Below are 18951 nucleotides of genomic sequence, written 5' to 3' on the forward strand. Positions count from 1 at the left end.
TTGAACAGATTTACATTGAAATGGGATATAGACTCGGCTGAGGAAGGAACTTTGGTTAGAGAATTTTTAAAAACAAAAGGGATCTCCAAAGCCGCATTAACGGATATAAAGTTTCATGGCGGATCTATAGAAGTAAATGGTCAACATGCGAGCGTTCGTCATCAGTTGCAAGCTGGTGAAGAATTACGTGTCTTTTTTCCAGTAGAGGAAAGAAGTGAAGGGATGATTGCTGAAGATATTCCTTTATGTATCGTATATGAAGATGATGCAGTTCTTGTCATAAACAAAGAGGCAAACATGTCAACGATCCCGTCTAGAGAACATCCGGCAGGAAGTGTTGCGAATGCGCTCTTATCTCATTATGATAAGCGACATCTTGCAAATACGGTGCACATCGTAACGAGGTTAGATCGTGATACTTCAGGGCTTATGCTTATTGCAAAAAATCGTTTCGTACATCATCTTTTATCGAAACAGCATCAACAAAAAGCTGTGAAAAGAACGTATGAAGCGATTGTTCACGGTGAGATGGTAGAAAGAGAAGGAACGATTGACGCACCGATTGGACGAAAATCGGATAGCATTATTGAGCGGACAGTTTGTGAGGAGGGGCAAAGAGCCGTTACTCATTTTAGAGTGATCGATAGCGTCAATCATAAGACGCACGTATCACTTGAGCTCGATACAGGGAGAACGCATCAAATTCGTGTGCATATGGCGTACATAGGACATCCGCTACTTGGCGATAATTTATATGGTGGAAAAAGAGATGAAATGAAACGACAAGCGCTTCACAGTACATCCTTGACGTTTTATCATCCTATTTTAGAGAAAGAAATGTCTTTCACTACACCGATTCCAAGCGATATGCAAGCGATATTAAGACATATTTAACAAGGGAACAAAATTCTTATGTAACGAAGAATTTTGTTCCCTTTTTTTTAGCGGAATAATATTAAAATTTGATTGTCGCCAGTGCGCTTTATAACGAAAAAGCCACTTTCAGATTTTGTAGCAATGCCATCGTTATTTGGACGACAATATCCATGCGTTTCGCAAGTACCGTCATCACGTACTAACATTTGTCCAATTAATCCGACAGGAAGCCACTCGTTACGATCTTTTCTTGCTATATATTTGCAAGCTGGATCCCATTCTGTATTTAAAAGAGGTTGTATGTCTTGCGATTCCGTACGTACATATTGACGTTTTCCGAAGCTATCTGTTTTATAGCGTTTTTGCCAACTTAAAGCACCGCTATTTCCTATAAGAGCGGGGGTGGCACTAGATATTCCTAAGATGAATGAATCGTTTGAAGTAGCGATTCGAATTTTTTCTTCGCTACTAAATGTAACGAAATAACCTACATCAATAAAAGTATTGTCTACTGTTTCAAACATTTGCGCAAAATCAGTTCCGCTTGCATTGTAAGAAGCGCCCTCAATGTACATTTCTCCATTATGAGCAAGCCACTTTGCACCGATATTATGATCGGTTTCATTTGTACCGTTTGCAATAAACCAAGAATAGGATTCTTCTGCTGTACCGAATCGTCCCATAATATGGCTACCTGCAAAATGAGCTGTTGATGTATGATTACCTTCCGCATGAGAAGAAAATCCGTTAGCGATAGTCGCGGTTCCTTCTGCATGAGCTGCTTCGCCTAAAGCGATTGTATGTTTACCTTCTGCATGAGAATAAGCGCCACCTGCTGTCGTTTCACTCCCTTCACTATGGGAACTATGTCCAGTTGCTTTCGTTTTTGATCCTTCTGCATGAGAGAAAGAACCTTTTGCATGTGTCAGAAGTCCTTCTGCATGTGAAGCTGTACCCTCTGCATGAGAGTGAAGACCCTCTGCATATGCATACCGCCCATCTTTTTTTACTTTTGTATTTTCAGATGTAGGGGTCTGAATGATAATCGTTTTTTCTGTTTGTATATCACCTGATGGTACTAATGCTTCTTTAATTTTTTTTACTTGATTTATAATAGCAGCTGGAATTTCTGCTTCCACTTTTTTATTTATTGCTACAGGGCTGTTCTCTTCTGTATTCTTTTCTACTTGCTCAGAAGGCACAATCTGTTCAATATGAGTAGAGAGAGGTTTATTTTTTTGCTGCATCTTTGCTTTTCTATTATCAATTATGCGGCTCATTACAGCATTCTGTAATGAGACATATTTTGGTCTATCTTTGTTTTTTGTGGAAGCCTCTTGTTCTTCCAGTTCTTCTACAGCTGCAGCTCGAATGCTGCACCAGTTGTTAATTCCGTACATGGGCAGATAAAAAGGCGGGCATTTTCTTTTTTGTTTAGAAGATTTTTTCTTCATTCTGTCACCTCCTGCGACAGTATATGCCGTGTCATTAAAAAAAGATGCACTTTATTGCATCTTTTTTTAATGACTTTACCCAATTTTTATCCCATTTTAATGGGCGGGCTGCCCATTAAAGTGGGATTGGTGAGGGCTGATTAAAGTTTCACTTTATATGAGAGACGCCTAAAAGATACGGTAATCCTTACATATGAGTTATGAAATTGGGCGGAATTTCTCAGGGACAAAAGGCAGGGAGGAAGGAACGGAAACAATCTCCATTTCAGGATAACGTAGTCCAGTTAGTTTGCCACCAAATACAGCACCAGTGTCAATATTGACTGTATGCTTTACAAAGCGAGGTTCTTTTACGGGTGTATGTCCATATACAACCCAAGCTGTTCCTTTATACTCCTTCGCCCAGTCGCGACGGACAGGTGAACCGTCAGCATGTTTTTCTCCTGTAATATCGCCGTATAATACAAATGTTTGTACTTTTTTATCTTTTCTTCCTATGTAATCTTGCCGAATGCCGGCGTGACACACAATTAACCTTTTTTCATCGAGTACATGATATAAAGGGGATTGCTCGTAAAGTGTGATGAATTTTTCTTTTATCATGTTTTGTTGATGAGAAGGTAGTGCTTCATATTCGGCAACAGTTGTTTCGAGTCCATGAGCGATTGTCACATTACGTCCAAGGAAAAATCGGTATAGTTTATTGCAGTGATTTCCCGGAGCGTAATACGCTACTTTTTTATTTATGACAAGTTCCCATACAATTTCAATCATACGTAATGAATGGGGACCGCGATCTGTGATATCGCCAACAAAAGCAAGTTTGCGTTGATCAGGGTGAATCGGCAAGTCACTATTCCAGTTATATCCGAGTTTTTTCGTTAAATCTTGAAACTCTTGGAAGCATCCATGAATATCCCCTATAATGTCGTATTTCATATTTAAACCTCCATCATATTTTTCATTAGTATATCTAAAAAAGGATAGAGATAAAAATATACCGTTTTTGTGCTTCAGTTGAACATAAAGATTTTCGTTCTTGAGCGGACGTTTAAAACAAATCCAATCGCTATCATGTATGTGAGTAAGGAGCTTCCTCCGTAGCTCATAAGGGGTAGTGTGATGCCTGTAATAGGTAGTAATCCGATTGTCATCCCGATATTTTGAAATACTTGAAAAGTAAACATTCCGATTGTACCAGCGCAGATGTAACTGCCGAAAGGGTCATTACTTTCTATAGCGATATGAATCATGCGAAAAATAAGTAGGAAAAAAAGTGCAATAATGACGCTTGCGCCTAAAAATCCGAATTGCTCAGCGACATTCGTGAAAATAAAATCTGTATGTGGTTCTGGAAAGTATACTTGTCCATTTTCCCAACCTTTTCCTTGCATTTCTCCTGATCCAGTAGCTAAGAAAGCTTGTCTTAATTGATAGCCTTGCGCATCATATTTGTATGGCGCTAACCAGCCGTAGAAGCGATTTAGTTGATATTCTTGTAAAATGTGTGCTTTAAAGAATTTTGTATGAGTAAAAAAAATATACGTTAATGTAACACCAGTTGCAAAGATACCGGAAGCTAACCCGAAAATAAAACGCCAACGTATACCAGAAACTAATATCATTGCTGCGAGCATAGCTGAAATTACCATTGTGTTTCCTAAATCAGGTTCCTTTGCGATAAGTAGTAGGGGCGGCAAACTTGTTGCGCATATTTTTCCGAGTAATAAAAAATCATCGTGTATTGTTCGGTAAAAATATTTCTCATTGTGATTTGCTATAATTCGTCCGGTGACGATAATTAAAAACAATTTCATAATTTCAGAAGGCTGGAAATTTCCGATGCCTGGGAGCCTGTACCAAGCGGTCGCACCTTTAATTGTAATGGCACCTGGTACTTGAAGTTCTAGCCCAATTAGTAGTACCAATGCAAAGCTATATAAATACCAAGCAATTTTTTGATAACGATCGAAATCGATAATCATAATAACACCGATGGCTATGAATCCAATGAAGTACCACTGGATTTGCTTTAATACAAAATTTACATTTTGCAAAAATGGTGGTAAAGAGGCTTGTGCACTTGTAATTGCAAAGCAACTAACAATCCCAATGGCAAATAAGATGCATAGTAATACGTAGTCTATTTGATATTGAGAATTTGGATCTTTCAATGTATGTATTCCTTTCTATCGCCTAGTAAATATATGGATTATGTCATGAAAAAAATAATATACAAGCAGACTATGCATACATTTATTCCACTATTTGCGGGAAGTCATACATCACAAGGAAGGAATTCCCCCTTGTGATGGATTAGATTGCATGGAGTTCTTTTGTAACTATATTCAAACAATGAGAAAGGCGAGTATGTGTATCGGTCGTTGGAATGAGTTCTGGATATAGCTGATAAAATGTTGTAGCGTTTTTATACCATTCGCAAGCTTTTAACAGACTCGTTTTGTAATAGTCAGTCTCTTGTAGAAAACCATATTTTTTTGAATGTAAAACGAGATGTGAAAAATCTTCGCAACCTTCAAGGTATTTGTGATGTACTTGCTGTCCCGTATGAAGGCGGAAAGAACTTAAAGGTTCCGTAATATAGATTGCATCACCTTTGGAAAGTAAACTGATCCAAGAAGCCATATCCACACTACAATTATAATTTCTACCATTTAAAGTACCGAAAGGTTCTGTTAATAGGCGTTTTCGAAAGAGTACAGTCGTAGGTTCACCAATAATATTTTGCCCTAGTATAAGCATATGGTTTCCAAGATCTTTCCCATTTAATAGAGTATCTTCATCATATAATCTGTTCATGGAGGGGTGTTGTTCAATTATCTCTCCATCATCATTAATCCAAGTACGATAAGATGTAATAAGTGCGAGATTTTGATCTAAGTCTTTTTGGAAATAAAACATCATTTTTTCAATTTTACTACTATAAAATATATCATCGTCCATTAAGAAATTTATGTACTCTCCATTTGACTGCTTTAAGAGCATAAGGGCGTTATGAAATTGCCCTAGAGTAGTGGCATTTCGAATGTATGTTATATTTTTATGCTTATGTAAATAATGTCGGTATATTAATTTTTCTGTTTCATTATTTGTACTATCGTCTCCTACAATAATTTCAATATTGGAATACGTTTGTGCTAATGCACTTTCTAGAGCAATTTTAAAATAATGTGGTCGATTATAGGTGGGAATAAGGATGGAAACGAGCGGCAGATTTTTTATATTATTCATATACAACTACCTTTCAGCAATTTTTTGTGTAAGAATCATATCTTGATAACTTGTATGTTCAGTTCTGCCACACCATGAGCCATAATGGGGAGGAGTCTGCATTTCTAGTCCATACTTATTTAATAGGGTAAGAATATCTTTCTCAAGATAGGCAACTGCGAAATTCGGGATATCTTTATTTAGAACATAACAATTGTCAATTTGATGATAAAAACCTAACGTACTTAGTCCTGCATTTAAGTAATAGGAAGATTCAGGGTTAATTAAAAAGAAAGTAATAAAACATCTCCCATCCTTTTTTAAAACTCGAGAAATTTCACTTAAGTAATGTTCTAATTCTTTCGGAAGAAGATGGGTAAATACAGACGTTAAAAAAATAAAATCGAATGATTCATCTTCATATGGAAACTTGTATTGGGAAGCATCTTCTTTTCCATCGGGATTGTAGAATTGGTTATATATATCGACATGTTCAAAATGGAAATTGTTACGGCGTGTTGAAATGTTATTTTTGCACCATGTAATTCCCTTATTAAATAAGTCAAATCCATAATAATTACCATCATCGCTTAAATAGTTCATTAATGGAACCGCCATCCGGCCGATACCACAGCCTACATCTAACACTGTTTCATTTGATTTTAAATTGCCAATTTCAATAAAATACTGCATAAACTCTTTTCCAACTTCTTCAAAATGACCACCTACATATTGAACAAGTTCTGGAGGTGGGATTAATGTGATTTTTTTCTCATTTTCGTTCAAAAAATTCACACCTTTCTTATAGTAAAGTAGGAAATTTCTACTTTATATTGAGGGGAGCTTTGCTTTTATTCATTACAAGAGTGGGTTTCATGAATTAGTAGTATAATAGTACCCCTCAACTAAATATTTTTTTATTCTATTCTTTTCTCCAAAAAATACCGAAATCATCGATTTGAGTCATAGGAGTTTTTATGTTTCTTTCACTTCTGAAATCTGTTACAGCCTCTGCGCATGTTACCAGTCCATAATCATCAATAATAATAAAGCCACCTATTGAAACTTTATCGTATAAATTTACAAGACTATCCATCGTTGATTCATACATATCGCCATCAAGACGAGCAATTGCAATTTTTTCTACCGGTGCTGAAGGCAATGTATCTTTAAACCAACCCTTTAAAAATTTCACTTGATCATTTAATAAATCATATTTTCTAAAGTTCTCTTGCACTGTTTCTAAAGAAACCCGTAAGTAATCGAATGTATGCAAATAATCACCGTAATCTTTCGGGTATTGTTCTAAGTTAGGTGCTGGTAGACCTTCAAACGAATCGGCAACCCACACAGTACGATCTGTAATGTTGTTTGCTTGTAAAAAACCATTCATAAAAATGCACGATCCTCCGCGCCATACACCAGTTTCAATAAAATCACCTTCTATATTTTCACGGACAACAGTTTCCATAGCTTCGTGTAATTGATTCATACGTTTTCGGCCAATCATACTATGTGCTGCTCTTGGCCAATCTTTGCCACCTTGACGCTCACTTTCTGAAACGTTAGGGTCAACGATTTTTAAATTGTGATTTTCTACGTACTGCTTAAGAAATAAAGGAAGCGGAACAGTAACTGGTTCATATGATAGCTCTTTAGATATATGTAACGAAGCAGGTAAATATGGTTCGTATTCTAACCATATTTCAAATAAAATTGTTTTCTTTAATAATTCAAGATAAAGCTGAACAGCTGATTTATTTTCCATATAAGTGCCTCCTGCGGAATGTCATACAACATTATGACTATGTAGAAAAGAGAGATTTAATGATTGAATTTACAAATGAAAAAGCAGTAAGACTAGTATCAGTCTTACTGCTAAGTACAAAATTAAGCGATTTTCTCAATAATAATTGATGCACTTGTACCAAGAGCTAGTGATAATCCAATTCCTGTAACAATTGCTTCAACAAGTGATGGAGTTGTCGTAATTTGTGTAATGGCTTGGATAACGATAGGAGCTCCAAGTGAAATTAAGCTCGTGCCTGTACCTGGTACAGTATTACCATTAACTTGAATTGCAAGACTTCCTAATAAACCTACTGCCGCTGTATAAGCAATAACAGTAATTTTATAGAACCCAGTCTCACTAATTACGAAAGTATCAGGATCCATTTGAGAAATTGCTGTACCAAACTGAGATCCAACAGTATTAAATGGTACTGGATCGTTAACGCCAAGAGCTAAAGAAACTGTAGCTGAGTTAAAGGCATACAACCCTGCTGGAAGTCCTAATCCAGAAGGTCCAGTCGGCCCAGTCGGTCCGGTAGCACCAGTTGGCCCAGTTGGCCCAGTTGGCCCAGTTAGTCCAGTAGCACCAGTGTCTCCAGTTGGCCCAGTCGGTCCAGTAGTACCAGTGTCTCCAGTTGGCCCAGTCGGTCCAGTAGTACCAGTGTCTCCAGTCGGCCCAGTCGGTCCAGTCGGCCCAGTTGGTCCAGTCGGTCCCGTTGGTCCGGTAGGAAGGGTAAACGGCGGTATTGGTGGTAATGTTGGTCCTACAAGATTAGGGTCAAATGCACTAGCTGATAAAGATTCATCGGGATTTAATCCATCTGAATAATTATTATTTGACATAAATTCACCTCCATAAAGCGTTCATTATATAGTAGATGCAAAACCGGAAGAAAATGACACGGACATTTGAATTATTGAAAAGAAATCTTAAACTGCTTGTGCAAGTTAAAAAAGTGGAAAGTTTATTGTATGTATAACATATGATTGATTTGGAAGAGGGTGATTATGTTGAACAAGCAAGGAATTACAATTAGTTTATGTATGATTGTTCGAGATGAGGAAGATACAATCGGTCGATGTTTAGACTCAGTAGAAAAAATTGTTGATGAAATTATTATAGTGGATACAGGTTCCATTGATCGAACGAAAGAAATTGTAGCTCAATATACCTCTAACATATATGACTTTCCGTGGATTAATGATTTTGCGGCAGCTAGAAATTTTTCTTTTTCGAAAGCAACGCAAGAATATATATTATGGTTAGATGCTGATGATGTGTTATTAGAAGATGCTCAAGAGGCATTGAACTTATTAAAAAGAGAATTAGATCCTAATGTGGATGCTGTTTCGATGCCTTATCATCTTGTAATGGATTCTAATGGTAAACCTTTATATTGTACAAAAAGATATCGACTTGTAAAGCGTGAAAAACAATTTCAATGGTTTGGAAAGGTGCATGAGTATTTAGCTATTTTTGGTGAGATTTTTAATAGTAATGTTGCGATTACGCATAAAAAAGAAAAGAAAGTAACGAACCGCAATTTAAAAATTTTTCAAGATGCTGTAGCAGCTGGAGAAGAATTGAGCCCGAGAGATTTGTTTTATTACGCGAATGAATCTATGGATAATCAAAAATATGATGATGCAGTTCTACTATATGAAACATTTCTTAATCAGGACGAAGGTTGGTATGAAGAGAAAATTTATGCATGTGGTAAATTAGGAGATTGCTATGCAAAGCTTGGATCATGGGAAAAGGCAATTGAATCTTGCGTGAAGTCGTTTCGATATGATGTTCCTAGAGGAGAGAATTGTACAAGAATAGGATATATATATATGGAACAGCAAAAATATAACGAAGCGATATTTTGGTTTAAACTTGCAACGGAAGTACCAATGGCGACGGAGAGTCCGTTTCATAGTCCAGCGAGCTATACATGGCTTCCTTATTTACAAATGTGTATTTGTTATAGCAAGTTAGGTGAGCAAGATAAAGCTTATTATTACAATGAATTAGCAGCTTCTTATGTTCCGAATAATGCTGCAATTGAATATAACCGCAAATATTTTCGGAGTGTTTTTGATAAACAATATAAATCGTTATAGGCAGCTTTTTTTAGAAATGGCTCATCGCGATTCTAACTCTAATAAATTAGCTATATAGTAAAGTATCGGCAATGTAACTAGTACTGGTTACATCTATAGACTTCATATGAGGTTTATATTTCAAATTCAATTTGCATAAGGAGTGTGTAAAATGAATTCCCCAAAAAATTCTTTATACGAAGAAAAGTCTGGGCATTATTATAATGCAGTGAATCCGAATTTATTAAAGCACATAAAAAAAGAATGGAAAGAAGTTCTTGATATCGGTTGTTCGAGTGGTGCACTTGGAGCTGCCATAAAAGAAAATGGTACACGTGTATCTGGAATTGAGGCATTCCCAGAGGCAGCAGAACAAGCAAAAGAAAGACTAGATCATGTTGTTTTAGGCGATATAGAAACAATGGATATGCCGTATGAGGAGGAGCAATTTGATTGCGTTATATTTGGTGACGTATTAGAGCATTTATTTGATCCGTGGGCGGTAATAGAAAAAGTAAAACCGTATATAAAGCAAAATGGTGTGATTTTGGCTAGTATACCGAATGTTTCACACATTTCAGTATTAGCTCCCTTACTTGCTGGAAATTGGACGTATACAGAATATGGTTTATTAGATAAAACACATATTCGCTTCTTTACATTTAATGAAATGTTACGAATGTTTTTAAAAGCAGGCTATTCAATTAGTAAAGTAGATCGTGTATATGTTGATCATAAAATGTATGAACCGCTTATTGAGGAATTATATGGCATTTGTAAAAAATATCGTCTTGGAAGTGGCTTCATGGCTGAGACGGTTGTATTTCAATACATTATTGAAGCAGAAAAATCAAAATTATGAGTGCAGCAGATAAAACAATATTATTTGTTACGTGTATAAATGATCGGAAAATGTATGCACAATGTGCACGACATATATTACAATTGCCAGTTCCTCCAGGATACACGATACAGTTTATGCCGATTCGGAATGCGAAAAGTATGACGAGTGGATATAATCAAGCAATTTCGCATCCGGCAAAATATAAAGTGTATATACATCAAGATGTTTTCATTGTAAATGTAGGGTTTTTATATGGATTACTTCAATTGTTTCAAGAACATGAACATCTTGGAATGATTGGTATGGTTGGAGCCCAATATGTCCCTCCAAATGGAATATGGAATGTAGGCAGAGGAGTTGTTGGAAAAGTCATTGGTTATATGAATGATTTATTTTATATGGCAAGTCAAGAAAAGCCGTATCATGACTCAAAAACATTTATGCCTGTAGAATGTATTGACGGTTTATTAATGGCAACACAATACGATATTCCATGGCGGGAAGACTTGTTTGATGGGTTTGACTATTATGATGTGTCTCAATCGTTTGAATTTAGAAAAGCGGGCTATACAGTTGGGGTTCCTGTACAGCGTGATGCGTGGTGTATTCACTATCATATCGATGTGGATATGACCAACTATGAAAAGTATAGAAAGATATTTGTAGAGCACTATATGTCAGATGTAAATCAAGACGAATAGAGGGGCTACAAAATGAAAGATCATACAATATTAGTCGTTGTTTGTATAAATAATGAAGAGCTATTTGAACAATGCGAGAGACAAATAAGAAACCTTTTTGTTCCCCCTGGTTATGTCGTACAAATTTTTCCGATACGAGATGCGAAAAGTATGGCGAGTGCATATAACCGAGCACTTTCATATCCCGCGAAGTATAAGGTTTATATACATCAAGATACTTATCTTATTAATCGAGAGATGTTTTATACACTCATTTCTCTTTTTAAAGATAACGAAAAACTAGGTTTAATTGGAGTAGCTGGTGCTCAGTTTTTGCCGAGCAACGGGATATGGTGGGAAGGGAAAAATTTAGTAGGGAAAGTGATTGAGTACAGGAGACAGAATTATCAATTATTAAATTTAGATCAAGTTTTTTATGGGAATCAACCATTTTTGTCAGTTCAGGCAATTGATGGTTTATTGATGGCAACGCAATATGATATTCCATGGCGAGAAGACTTATTTCAAGGATTCCACTTTTATGATGTGTCGCAGTCTTTAGAGTTTCAAAAGGCTGGTTATTTAATTGGTATCCCTAATCAAGCAAATGTATGGTGTATTCACTACAACGGGGATGAGTTTGATGCGGATACATATGAGAAGGATCGGAAAGTGTTTGTAGAACATTACAAAGATATATTATCTCCATCATAAGGGAGAGATGCAGGGTGAAAGGAATTATTTTAGCAGGTGGAACTGGGTCGAGATTATATCCCATAACGAAAGTAACGAATAAACATTTGCTTCCTGTTGGACGTTATCCAATGATTTATCATGCGGTATATAAGCTAAAACAATGCGAGATTACAGACATTATGATTATTACAGGTAAAGAGCATATGGGAGATGTTGTTAGTTTTTTAGGAAGCGGTCAAGAGTTTGGCGTGTCCTTTACGTATCGTGTGCAAGATAAGGCTGGCGGAATTGCGCAAGCATTAGGGCTTTGTGAAGATTTCGTTGGGAATGATCGCATGGTAGTTATATTAGGAGATAATATCTTTTCTGATGATATTCGTCCGTATGTTGAAGAGTTTGCAAATCAAAAAGAGGGTGCGAAAGTACTGCTGCAATCTGTAGATGACCCGGAGAGATTTGGCGTAGCGCATATTCAAAACGACAAAATAATTGAAATTGAAGAAAAGCCGAAAGAGCCGAAAAGTTCCTATGCAGTCACAGGAATTTATTTGTATGATTCGAAAGTCTTTTCTTATATAAAAGAATTAAAACCTTCCGCAAGGGGAGAACTTGAAATTACAGATATTAATAATTGGTATTTAAAACGAGGGGTACTTACTTATAATGAAATGAGCGGTTGGTGGACTGATGCAGGAACTCACATTTCTCTTCAAAGGGCGAATACGTTAGCGCGGGATATAAACTTTGGTAAACAGTTTAACGGAGAATAGGTGAGAATATGAAAGTTATAGAAACAAACTTTACTGACGCAAAATTGTTAGAACCGAGGTTATTTGGAGATGGGCGTGGCTTTTTTACTGAAAGTTATAATAAGAAGGTGCTAGAAACATTAGGGATTACGTATTCATTTGTACAGGATAATGTTTCATATTCAGCAGAAGCGGGAACGATTCGGGGATTACACTTTCAAAAAAATCCGAAAGCACAAACGAAACTTATTCAAGTTATGCAAGGAGCAATCTATGACGTTATCGTCGATTTGCGAAAAGATTCCCCAACGTTTAGGCAGTGGAGAGGATATATTTTAAGCGCGGATAATCATCGGCAATTATTAGTGCCAAAAGGATTTGCACACGGTTTTTGTACACTTGTTTCGCATACGATTGTTATGTATAAAGTAGATGAGTATTATAGTGCTAATCATGATTCAGGGGTACTTTGGAGTGATAAAGAATTAGCAATTCCATGGCCGGTAACAAGTCCTATTTTGTCTGACAAAGATCGAATATTGCCATCACTTCAGGAATGTGAAGATAGTTTTTGAGTAGGAGAGTTGTTTATGAATATATTAGTAACAGGTGGAGCTGGATTTATTGGAAGTAATTTTGTGCATTATATGTTACAAAGCTATGAAACATATAAAATTATTAATTTCGATGCATTAACATATAGTGGAAATCTAAATAATGTAAAGTCTATTCAAGATCATCCGAATTACTATTTTGTAAAAGGGGAAATTCAAAATGGAGAGCTGCTGGAGCATGTTATTCAGGAACGTGATGTGCAAGTCATTGTCAATTTCGCAGCTGAATCACATGTGGACCGTAGTATTGAAAATCCGATCCCTTTTTATGATACAAATGTAATTGGGACAGTCACCTTATTAGAATTAGTAAAAAAATATCCGCATATTAAACTCGTGCAAGTATCAACGGATGAGGTGTATGGATCTTTAGGAAAAACAGGGCGATTTACCGAGGAAACCCCGTTAGCTCCAAATAGTCCATATTCTTCAAGCAAAGCGAGCGCCGATATGATAGCTTTATCTTATTATAAAACATATCAATTACCAGTTATCGTAACGCGTTGTTCCAATAACTATGGGCCGTATCAATATCCTGAAAAATTAATTCCGTTAATGGTTACGAATGCGCTCGAAGGAAAAAAATTACCGTTATATGGCGATGGATTAAATGTAAGAGATTGGCTACATGTAACGGATCATTGTCGTGCGATTGACGTTGTTTTGCATAAGGGACGTATAGGAGAAGTATATAATATAGGTGGAAATAATGAAAAAACAAATATAGATGTTGTGGAACAAATTATTACTCTCTTAGGAAAAACGGAAAAGGATATTGAATATGTGACAGATCGTTTAGGACACGACCGCCGTTATGCGATTGATGCAGAGAAAATGAAGAATGAATTTGATTGGGAACCAAAGTATACGTTTGAGCAAGGATTGCAAGAAACGGTGCAATGGTATGAGAAGAATGAGGAGTGGTGGAAACCATTAAAAAAGTAAGGGGCATATAAATGAAAGAGCGGGTTATCATAACAGGAGCAAATGGTCAATTGGGAAAGCAACTACAAGAAGAGTTAAATCCTGAAGAATATGACATATCTCCATTTGATAAAAAGTTACTAGATATCACAAATATATCCAAAGTGCAGCAAGTAGTACAAGAAATAAGGCCGCATATCATTATTCATTGTGCAGCGTATACGAAGGTTGATCATGCTGAGAAAGAACGAGATCTTGCGTATAGAATAAATGCAATAGGAGCTCGAAATGTAGCAGTTGCTTCACAATTAGTAGGAGCAAAGTTAGTTTATATTAGTACGGATTATGTATTTCAAGGCGACAGACCGGAGGGGTACGATGAATTTCATAATCCGGCGCCGATCAATATATACGGGGCTTCTAAATATGCGGGAGAGCAGTTCGTCAAAGAGTTACATAATAAATACTTTATCGTTCGTACATCGTGGTTATATGGTAAGTATGGAAATAATTTTGTGAAAACGATGATGCGATTAGGGAAAGAAAGAGAAGAAATATCTGTTGTAGCGGATCAAATAGGTTCTCCTACGTATGTGGCGGATTTAAATGTGATGATTAATAAGCTCATTCATACTTCTTTATACGGTACGTATCACGTATCCAATAGAGGATCATGTTCTTGGTTTGAATTTGCAAAGAAAATATTTTCGTATGCAAATATGAAGGTGAATGTGTTACCTGTTTCAACCGAAGAATTTGGGGCTGCAGCAGCAAGGCCGAAATATTCTATTTTCCAACATAACATGCTACGATTAAATGGTTTTTTGCAAATGCCTTCTTGGGAAGAAGGATTAGAGCGTTTTTTTATAGAAACCAAAAGTCATTAACAATTTTAAGTTAATGACTTTTTTGTTTGCCTTTAAGAGGTTTTATGTTACTATAATTATAGTATCAGGTACTAATAACAAGTATAAGTATTTCTGGGAGGATATATCATGGAACTATTACAAGGGAAAACATTTGTTGTTATGGGCGTTGCGAACCAAAGAAGTATTGCATGGGGAATTGCTCGCTCTTTGCATAATGCAGGTGCAAAATTAATCTTCACATATGCAGGAGAACGTTTAGAGAGAAATGTTCGTGAATTAGCGGATACATTAGAAGGACAAGAATCACTTGTATTACCTTGTGATGTAACAAATGATGAAGAACTTACAGCTTGTTTTGAAACAATCAAGCAAGAGGTTGGTACAATTCACGGTGTTGCACACTGTATCGCTTTTGCAAATCGTGACGACTTAAAAGGTGAATTTGTAGATACTTCTCGCGATGGATTTTTACTTGCACAAAATATTAGTGCATTCTCTTTAACAGCTGTAGCAAGAGAAGCGAAGAAAGTAATGACAGAAGGCGGAAATATTTTAACGTTAACATATCTTGGCGGCGAGCGCGTTGTGAAAAACTATAACGTTATGGGTGTTGCGAAAGCTTCATTAGAAGCGAGCGTGAAATATTTAGCAAATGATTTAGGCCAACACGGCATTCGCGTTAACGCTATTTCTGCAGGTCCAATTCGTACGTTATCTGCCAAAGGTGTAGGCGACTTTAACTCAATCTTAAGAGAAATTGAGGAGCGCGCACCACTTCGTCGTACAACAACGCAAGAAGAAGTTGGGGATACAGCAGTATTCTTATTCAGTGATTTAGCACGCGGCGTAACAGGAGAAAACATTCACGTTGATTCAGGGTATCATATCTTAGGATAAATATAATATTAATTTTTAAAGGACAATCTCTACATGTTGAGATTGTCCTTTTTATTTGTTCTTAGAAAGAACGATTTTTAACGAAAGTTCTTACCACGTTATGAATATAAGTATAATAGTACACGATTTATTCAGCTACGTATGGAAGTGGGAGGGACGAGTGTGAAGAATAAAAATAAAAGTTCAACAGTTGGAAAACCGTTGTTATATATTGCGCAAGTAAGTTTGGAACTTGCTGCACCGAAAATAAAAAGAATTATTTTAACAAACTTTGAAAATGAGGATCAAAAAGAGGAAAGTAATAGAAACGAAAATGTTGTAAGTAGTGCGGTGGAAGAGGTAATAGAAGAGCAACAAGAGCAACAAGAAGAACAAGTAGAAGAAAAAATAGAAGAAGAGGAACAAGTACAAGAGCAGCAAGAACCAGTGAGAACTGTCCCGTATAATAAATCATTTAAGGATATGAATAATGAAGAGAAAATTCATTTTTTATTAAATCGCCCTCATTATATTCCGAAAGTAAGGTGCAGAATAAAAACAGCTACAGTCTCATATGTTGGATCAATCATATCGTATCGTAATGGAATTGTAGCGATTATGCCACCAAATAGCATGCGAGATATTAAGTTGTCTATAGATGATATCCAATCAATTAGTATGGCTGGCTTTTAAATATGTAAAGGTGGTAGAAATCTTCTACCACCCCAATAGTTTTTTAGTTTACTTCACTTATTAGATAGAAACGTCGCGTAAGCATTGAATCGCACAGAAACAGCTTAAATCTACAGTAATGCAAGTAGTGGTAGATATTAATCTTGCATTTGGTACAGCTAAAAACGTACAAATTGGATCGTCACCAGGTGGTATCGAAGTACCGTCACCTAATACTACACTTAATACACGTAGCACAGCACAGCTATCATCATCTACGCTTTCCACACGGAAAATTGGAGATCGGCAGCTAGTAAGGCTTGATGATGGTGCAAATGCTTCAAAAGGTTCTCCAGTTTTTGTGTATAAAATAAAAGGGCGTGTATTTGCTACTGATGCAGTGTTGTGTGCACCTAAAAATGGAATTTCACAACCAGATCCACACGTAGTAGTAGAACAATCTTGTAGTTCATTGATGAATTTTACAACGTCAACTACACAATGAGAAGAGCTATGGTGTTTATTTTCGTTACAACTCATTAATGTCACTCCTTATCTTCTTGTTTGTATTTACATTAATAAGATATTGGAGTCGAGGAGATTTGGTCACAATCTCAAGACCTTTTTTTTTAAATAGGCGAAAGAAGATAAGGGAAGGTGGAATTATGCTGTTTACAAGTTGGCTTTTATTTTTTATTTTCGCGTTAGCTGCTTTTAGGCTCACCCGTTTAATTGTTTATGATAAAATTACAGCTTTTTTGCGAAGACCGTTTATTGACGAATTAGAGATTACAGAGCCGGATGGAAGTGTATCAACTTTTACAAAAGTAAAAGGTAAAGGATTAAGAAAGTGGATTGGCGAATTATTAAGCTGTTATTGGTGTACAGGTGTATGGGTTAGTGCTTTTTTATTAGTGTTATATAATTGGATCCCTATCGTTGCAGAACCGTTACTTGCGTTATTAGCTATTGCAGGAGCAGCAGCAATCATTGAAACGATTACAGGATATTTTATGGGAGAATAATATATTTTCATACTAAGAGAAAAAGCGGAGTTTAAAAGAATGAGGGAACGGAAATAAAGAGTTGTTCATATAGTAAATAGACAGAATTGACAGTAGAGGAGATGTTTGCTGTGAGCAATAATCCAAGGCAAAATTCATATGACCTGCAGCAATGGTATAATATACAGCAACAGCACCATGCACAACAACAGGCATATCAAGAACAATTGCAACAACAAGGGTTTGTGAAGAAAAAGGGATGTAATTGTGGGAAAAAGAAGAATACAATAAAACACTATGAAGAATGAAACACTCATGTTACCGTGAGTGTTTTTTATTATACATAAAAAGCGGTATTTCAAAGGTGAAATACCGCTTTTTACTAGCTAATTTGTGCAACTGTTAATGCTGCAGCACGAATGTCTACAGTTCCTATTAACTCAACTGGTACAATTCGAATTAAGTCACCAGGGTTTAAGTTAATAAGAATAACACCGCTGGATACGTCTACTTCGCCAGTACCAATAACGTTAGAACGAACTGCTGTACCTGATCCAGGAATAATGTTAGCTGGCGTACCTAATGATAAGAAGAAACGACCAGCTTCTGGTGCAGTAGGTACATTATCAAGACTAATTGTTAATGTATAACTGATTTGATAAATACCAGCTCGTAGAATTCGAATGCCATCTCCGACACTTACCGTATCATTTATTACAGGAACAGTAATATTTGGGTTTGGACTGACGCTAGGTAATAGTAGTGGTGTAAATAGTGAAGCGAACTGAGGTGCAGACGCGTTGAAAGCAAAACCGAAGGCAGGTAGTGTACTAGCTGGTTTTGCCTCGCAATCAATTTTCGTAAATTCGCAATCAGAAGAGAACATGTTTTTCACTCCTTTATCTGTTTCTACTTTCAGTTAATGAAAAGGACAGGTTCTATGTTCTAGACAAGTTCCCAATTTTAATAAATTTACATAATAATACTCTTTAAGCATGGATTGGGTGGCAGATAATTCTGCCACCCAATCCATGCTTAACTCATTATTTAGATTTAAATCGTAACATCACGTAAGCATTGAATAGCGCAGAAGCAACTTAAATCAACAGTAAGACAAGTGTTGGTCGATATTAATCTTGCATTTGGTACAGCCAAAAACGTACAGATTGGGTCGTCACCAGGTGGCACAGGAGAAGTATCACCTAATACTACAGTTAATACACGCAATACAGCGCAATCATCATCATCTATACTCTCGACACGGAAAATTGGAGATTGGCAGCTAGAAAGGCTTGCAGATGGCGCGAATGCTTCAAATGGTGTTCCGGCTTTTGTGTATAAAATAAAAGGACGTGTATTTGCTACTGATGCGCTATTATGTGCTCCTAAAAAGGGGACTTCACAACCAGATCCGCATGTTGTCGTTGCACATTCTTGTAGTTCATGTATAAAACGAACGACATTAGATACACAGTTGAAATCAAAATCATGTTGATGATCTTCGTTACAATTGCAGCTCATTATGTTCACTCCTTCTCATGAGTTCTGACATACACTATTACAATATGAGTGGGATATGGTTG

Annotated in this window: 23 protein-coding genes; 13 read left to right on the forward strand and 10 right to left on the reverse strand. The window is 36.4% G+C overall.

Translation table 11 applies throughout. From position 1 onward, the window contains the following. Positions 1-894, forward strand: coding sequence for an RluA family pseudouridine synthase (locus tag FH036_RS18795; protein ID WP_139896085.1), 894 nt, complete (start codon positions 1-3; stop codon positions 892-894). Between the two features lie 47 nt (positions 895-941). On the opposite strand, the gene FH036_RS18800 is transcribed toward FH036_RS18795, so the two are convergent. The 7 genes from FH036_RS18800 to FH036_RS18830 all read right to left on the reverse strand — a co-directional run bounded on the left by FH036_RS18800 (position 942) and on the right by FH036_RS18830 (position 8195). Beyond that, the gene (locus FH036_RS18800) at positions 942-2330 is read right to left on the reverse strand and encodes a peptidase G2 autoproteolytic cleavage domain-containing protein (RefSeq protein WP_139896086.1); all 1389 of its coding nucleotides are present in this window, start codon (positions 2328-2330) and stop codon (positions 942-944) included. Positions 2331-2528: 198 nt separating this feature from the next. After that, positions 2529-3269, reverse strand: a complete 741-nt coding sequence (gene prpE, locus FH036_RS18805) for a bis(5'-nucleosyl)-tetraphosphatase PrpE (protein ID WP_000872679.1) — start codon at positions 3267-3269, stop codon at positions 2529-2531. 74 nt (positions 3270-3343) lie between these two features. Beyond that, complete coding sequence (locus tag FH036_RS18810) at positions 3344-4504, reverse strand: FtsW/RodA/SpoVE family cell cycle protein (protein WP_138322317.1); 1161 nt, start codon at positions 4502-4504, stop codon at positions 3344-3346. Positions 4505-4646: 142 nt separating this feature from the next. Then, positions 4647-5582 carry a glycosyltransferase family 2 protein gene (locus FH036_RS18815; RefSeq protein WP_044792727.1) on the reverse strand — a complete coding sequence of 312 codons (936 nt, stop codon included), beginning with the start codon at positions 5580-5582 and terminating at the stop codon, positions 4647-4649. A gap of 6 nt (positions 5583-5588) precedes the next feature. Next, positions 5589-6347, reverse strand: a complete 759-nt coding sequence (locus tag FH036_RS18820) for a class I SAM-dependent methyltransferase (protein WP_139896087.1) — start codon at positions 6345-6347, stop codon at positions 5589-5591. Between the two features lie 136 nt (positions 6348-6483). Beyond that, a complete protein-coding gene (locus FH036_RS18825) occupies positions 6484-7329 on the reverse strand; it encodes a TylF/MycF family methyltransferase (RefSeq protein WP_000428851.1) in 846 nt (281 codons plus the stop codon). Between the two features lie 122 nt (positions 7330-7451). Continuing rightward, a complete protein-coding gene (locus FH036_RS18830) occupies positions 7452-8195 on the reverse strand; it encodes a BclA C-terminal domain-containing protein (protein ID WP_139896088.1) in 744 nt (247 codons plus the stop codon). A 165-nt stretch (positions 8196-8360) separates the two neighbouring features. On the opposite strand from FH036_RS18830, the gene FH036_RS18835 reads away from it, so the two are divergent. From FH036_RS18835 to FH036_RS18880, 10 genes are all read left to right on the forward strand, one after another. Beyond that, positions 8361-9461 carry a glycosyltransferase gene (locus FH036_RS18835; RefSeq protein WP_000932905.1) on the forward strand — a complete coding sequence of 367 codons (1101 nt, stop codon included), beginning with the start codon at positions 8361-8363 and terminating at the stop codon, positions 9459-9461. 151 nt (positions 9462-9612) lie between these two features. Then, on the forward strand, positions 9613-10302 hold the full coding sequence (locus FH036_RS18840) for a class I SAM-dependent methyltransferase (RefSeq protein ID WP_001087868.1): 690 nt from the start codon (positions 9613-9615) through the stop codon (positions 10300-10302). Next, entirely contained in the window at positions 10299-10985 is a 687-nt protein-coding gene (locus FH036_RS18845) for a glycosyltransferase family protein (protein WP_001271197.1), read from the forward strand. The genes FH036_RS18840 and FH036_RS18845 overlap by 4 nt, the downstream gene beginning before the upstream one ends. 12 nt (positions 10986-10997) lie before the next feature. Beyond that, on the forward strand, positions 10998-11678 hold the full coding sequence (locus FH036_RS18850; RefSeq protein ID WP_000651514.1) for a glycosyltransferase family protein: 681 nt from the start codon (positions 10998-11000) through the stop codon (positions 11676-11678). 14 nt (positions 11679-11692) lie between these two features. Beyond that, positions 11693-12430: a sugar phosphate nucleotidyltransferase gene (locus FH036_RS18855; RefSeq protein ID WP_000676173.1), complete on the forward strand. Its 738-nt coding sequence runs from the start codon at positions 11693-11695 to the stop codon at positions 12428-12430. 8 nt (positions 12431-12438) lie between these two features. Next, a complete protein-coding gene (rfbC, locus tag FH036_RS18860) occupies positions 12439-12984 on the forward strand; it encodes a dTDP-4-dehydrorhamnose 3,5-epimerase (RefSeq protein ID WP_000864171.1) in 546 nt (181 codons plus the stop codon). A gap of 15 nt (positions 12985-12999) precedes the next feature. Continuing rightward, positions 13000-13968 (forward strand): dTDP-glucose 4,6-dehydratase, encoded by a 969-nt coding sequence (rfbB, locus tag FH036_RS18865; protein WP_001024148.1) that lies wholly within the window; start codon positions 13000-13002, stop codon positions 13966-13968. 11 nt (positions 13969-13979) lie between these two features. Further along, on the forward strand, positions 13980-14834 hold the full coding sequence (gene rfbD, locus FH036_RS18870) for a dTDP-4-dehydrorhamnose reductase (protein WP_139896089.1): 855 nt from the start codon (positions 13980-13982) through the stop codon (positions 14832-14834). A gap of 108 nt (positions 14835-14942) precedes the next feature. Further along, positions 14943-15713: an enoyl-ACP reductase FabI gene (gene fabI / locus FH036_RS18875; protein WP_000421886.1), complete on the forward strand. Its 771-nt coding sequence runs from the start codon at positions 14943-14945 to the stop codon at positions 15711-15713. A 141-nt stretch (positions 15714-15854) separates the two neighbouring features. Then, positions 15855-16385, forward strand: a complete 531-nt coding sequence (locus FH036_RS18880; protein ID WP_080559647.1) for a spore coat CotO family protein — start codon at positions 15855-15857, stop codon at positions 16383-16385. A gap of 60 nt (positions 16386-16445) precedes the next feature. On the opposite strand, the gene exsY is transcribed toward FH036_RS18880, so the two are convergent. Further along, positions 16446-16904, reverse strand: a complete 459-nt coding sequence (gene exsY / locus FH036_RS18885; protein WP_044792732.1) for an exosporium assembly protein ExsY — start codon at positions 16902-16904, stop codon at positions 16446-16448. Between the two features lie 125 nt (positions 16905-17029). Here exsY and FH036_RS18890 point away from each other — a divergent pair, with 125 nt between their 5' ends. Together FH036_RS18890 and FH036_RS18895 are read left to right on the forward strand one after the other, a co-directional pair. After that, positions 17030-17389, forward strand: a complete 360-nt coding sequence (locus FH036_RS18890) for a DUF1360 domain-containing protein (RefSeq protein ID WP_000899662.1) — start codon at positions 17030-17032, stop codon at positions 17387-17389. Between the two features lie 101 nt (positions 17390-17490). Beyond that, positions 17491-17676: a hypothetical protein gene (locus FH036_RS18895; RefSeq protein WP_003266501.1), complete on the forward strand. Its 186-nt coding sequence runs from the start codon at positions 17491-17493 to the stop codon at positions 17674-17676. A gap of 74 nt (positions 17677-17750) precedes the next feature. Here FH036_RS18895 and exsF read toward each other — a convergent pair whose 3' ends face one another. Next, positions 17751-18254 (reverse strand): exosporium protein ExsF, encoded by a 504-nt coding sequence (gene exsF, locus FH036_RS18900; protein ID WP_139896090.1) that lies wholly within the window; start codon positions 18252-18254, stop codon positions 17751-17753. A gap of 167 nt (positions 18255-18421) precedes the next feature. Next, the gene (cotY, locus tag FH036_RS18905; RefSeq protein WP_001277715.1) at positions 18422-18889 is read right to left on the reverse strand and encodes a spore coat protein CotY; all 468 of its coding nucleotides are present in this window, start codon (positions 18887-18889) and stop codon (positions 18422-18424) included. Positions 18890-18951: the final 62 nt, after the last annotated feature.

This window comes from Bacillus sp. CD3-5, assembly GCF_006349665.1.
In the GTDB taxonomy this organism is placed as follows: domain Bacteria; phylum Bacillota; class Bacilli; order Bacillales; family Bacillaceae_G; genus Bacillus_A; species Bacillus_A paranthracis.

Bases quoted from the DNA above. Each gene is read 5' to 3' on its own strand.
- FH036_RS18800 (WP_139896086.1), bottom strand. From the start codon at position 2,330: ATGAAGAAAAAATCTTCTAAACAAAAAAGAAAATGCCCGCCTTTTTAT.
- prpE (WP_000872679.1), bottom strand. From the start codon at position 3,269: ATGAAATACGACATTATAGGGGATATTCATGGATGCTTCCAAGAGTTT.
- FH036_RS18815 (WP_044792727.1), bottom strand. From the start codon at position 5,582: ATGAATAATATAAAAAATCTGCCGCTCGTTTCCATCCTTATTCCCACC.
- FH036_RS18825 (WP_000428851.1), bottom strand. From the start codon at position 7,329: ATGGAAAATAAATCAGCTGTTCAGCTTTATCTTGAATTATTAAAGAAA.
- FH036_RS18830 (WP_139896088.1), bottom strand. From the start codon at position 8,195: ATGTCAAATAATAATTATTCAGATGGATTAAATCCCGATGAATCTTTA.
- FH036_RS18835 (WP_000932905.1), top strand. From the start codon at position 8,361: ATGTTGAACAAGCAAGGAATTACAATTAGTTTATGTATGATTGTTCGA.
- FH036_RS18840 (WP_001087868.1), top strand. From the start codon at position 9,613: ATGAATTCCCCAAAAAATTCTTTATACGAAGAAAAGTCTGGGCATTAT.
- FH036_RS18845 (WP_001271197.1), top strand. From the start codon at position 10,299: ATGAGTGCAGCAGATAAAACAATATTATTTGTTACGTGTATAAATGAT.
- FH036_RS18850 (WP_000651514.1), top strand. From the start codon at position 10,998: ATGAAAGATCATACAATATTAGTCGTTGTTTGTATAAATAATGAAGAG.
- rfbC (WP_000864171.1), top strand. From the start codon at position 12,439: ATGAAAGTTATAGAAACAAACTTTACTGACGCAAAATTGTTAGAACCG.
- rfbB (WP_001024148.1), top strand. From the start codon at position 13,000: ATGAATATATTAGTAACAGGTGGAGCTGGATTTATTGGAAGTAATTTT.
- rfbD (WP_139896089.1), top strand. From the start codon at position 13,980: ATGAAAGAGCGGGTTATCATAACAGGAGCAAATGGTCAATTGGGAAAG.
- fabI (WP_000421886.1), top strand. From the start codon at position 14,943: ATGGAACTATTACAAGGGAAAACATTTGTTGTTATGGGCGTTGCGAAC.
- FH036_RS18880 (WP_080559647.1), top strand. From the start codon at position 15,855: ATGGAAGTGGGAGGGACGAGTGTGAAGAATAAAAATAAAAGTTCAACA.
- exsY (WP_044792732.1), bottom strand. From the start codon at position 16,904: ATGAGTTGTAACGAAAATAAACACCATAGCTCTTCTCATTGTGTAGTT.
- FH036_RS18890 (WP_000899662.1), top strand. From the start codon at position 17,030: ATGCTGTTTACAAGTTGGCTTTTATTTTTTATTTTCGCGTTAGCTGCT.
- FH036_RS18895 (WP_003266501.1), top strand. From the start codon at position 17,491: ATGTTTGCTGTGAGCAATAATCCAAGGCAAAATTCATATGACCTGCAG.
- exsF (WP_139896090.1), bottom strand. From the start codon at position 18,254: ATGTTCTCTTCTGATTGCGAATTTACGAAAATTGATTGCGAGGCAAAA.
- cotY (WP_001277715.1), bottom strand. From the start codon at position 18,889: ATGAGCTGCAATTGTAACGAAGATCATCAACATGATTTTGATTTCAAC.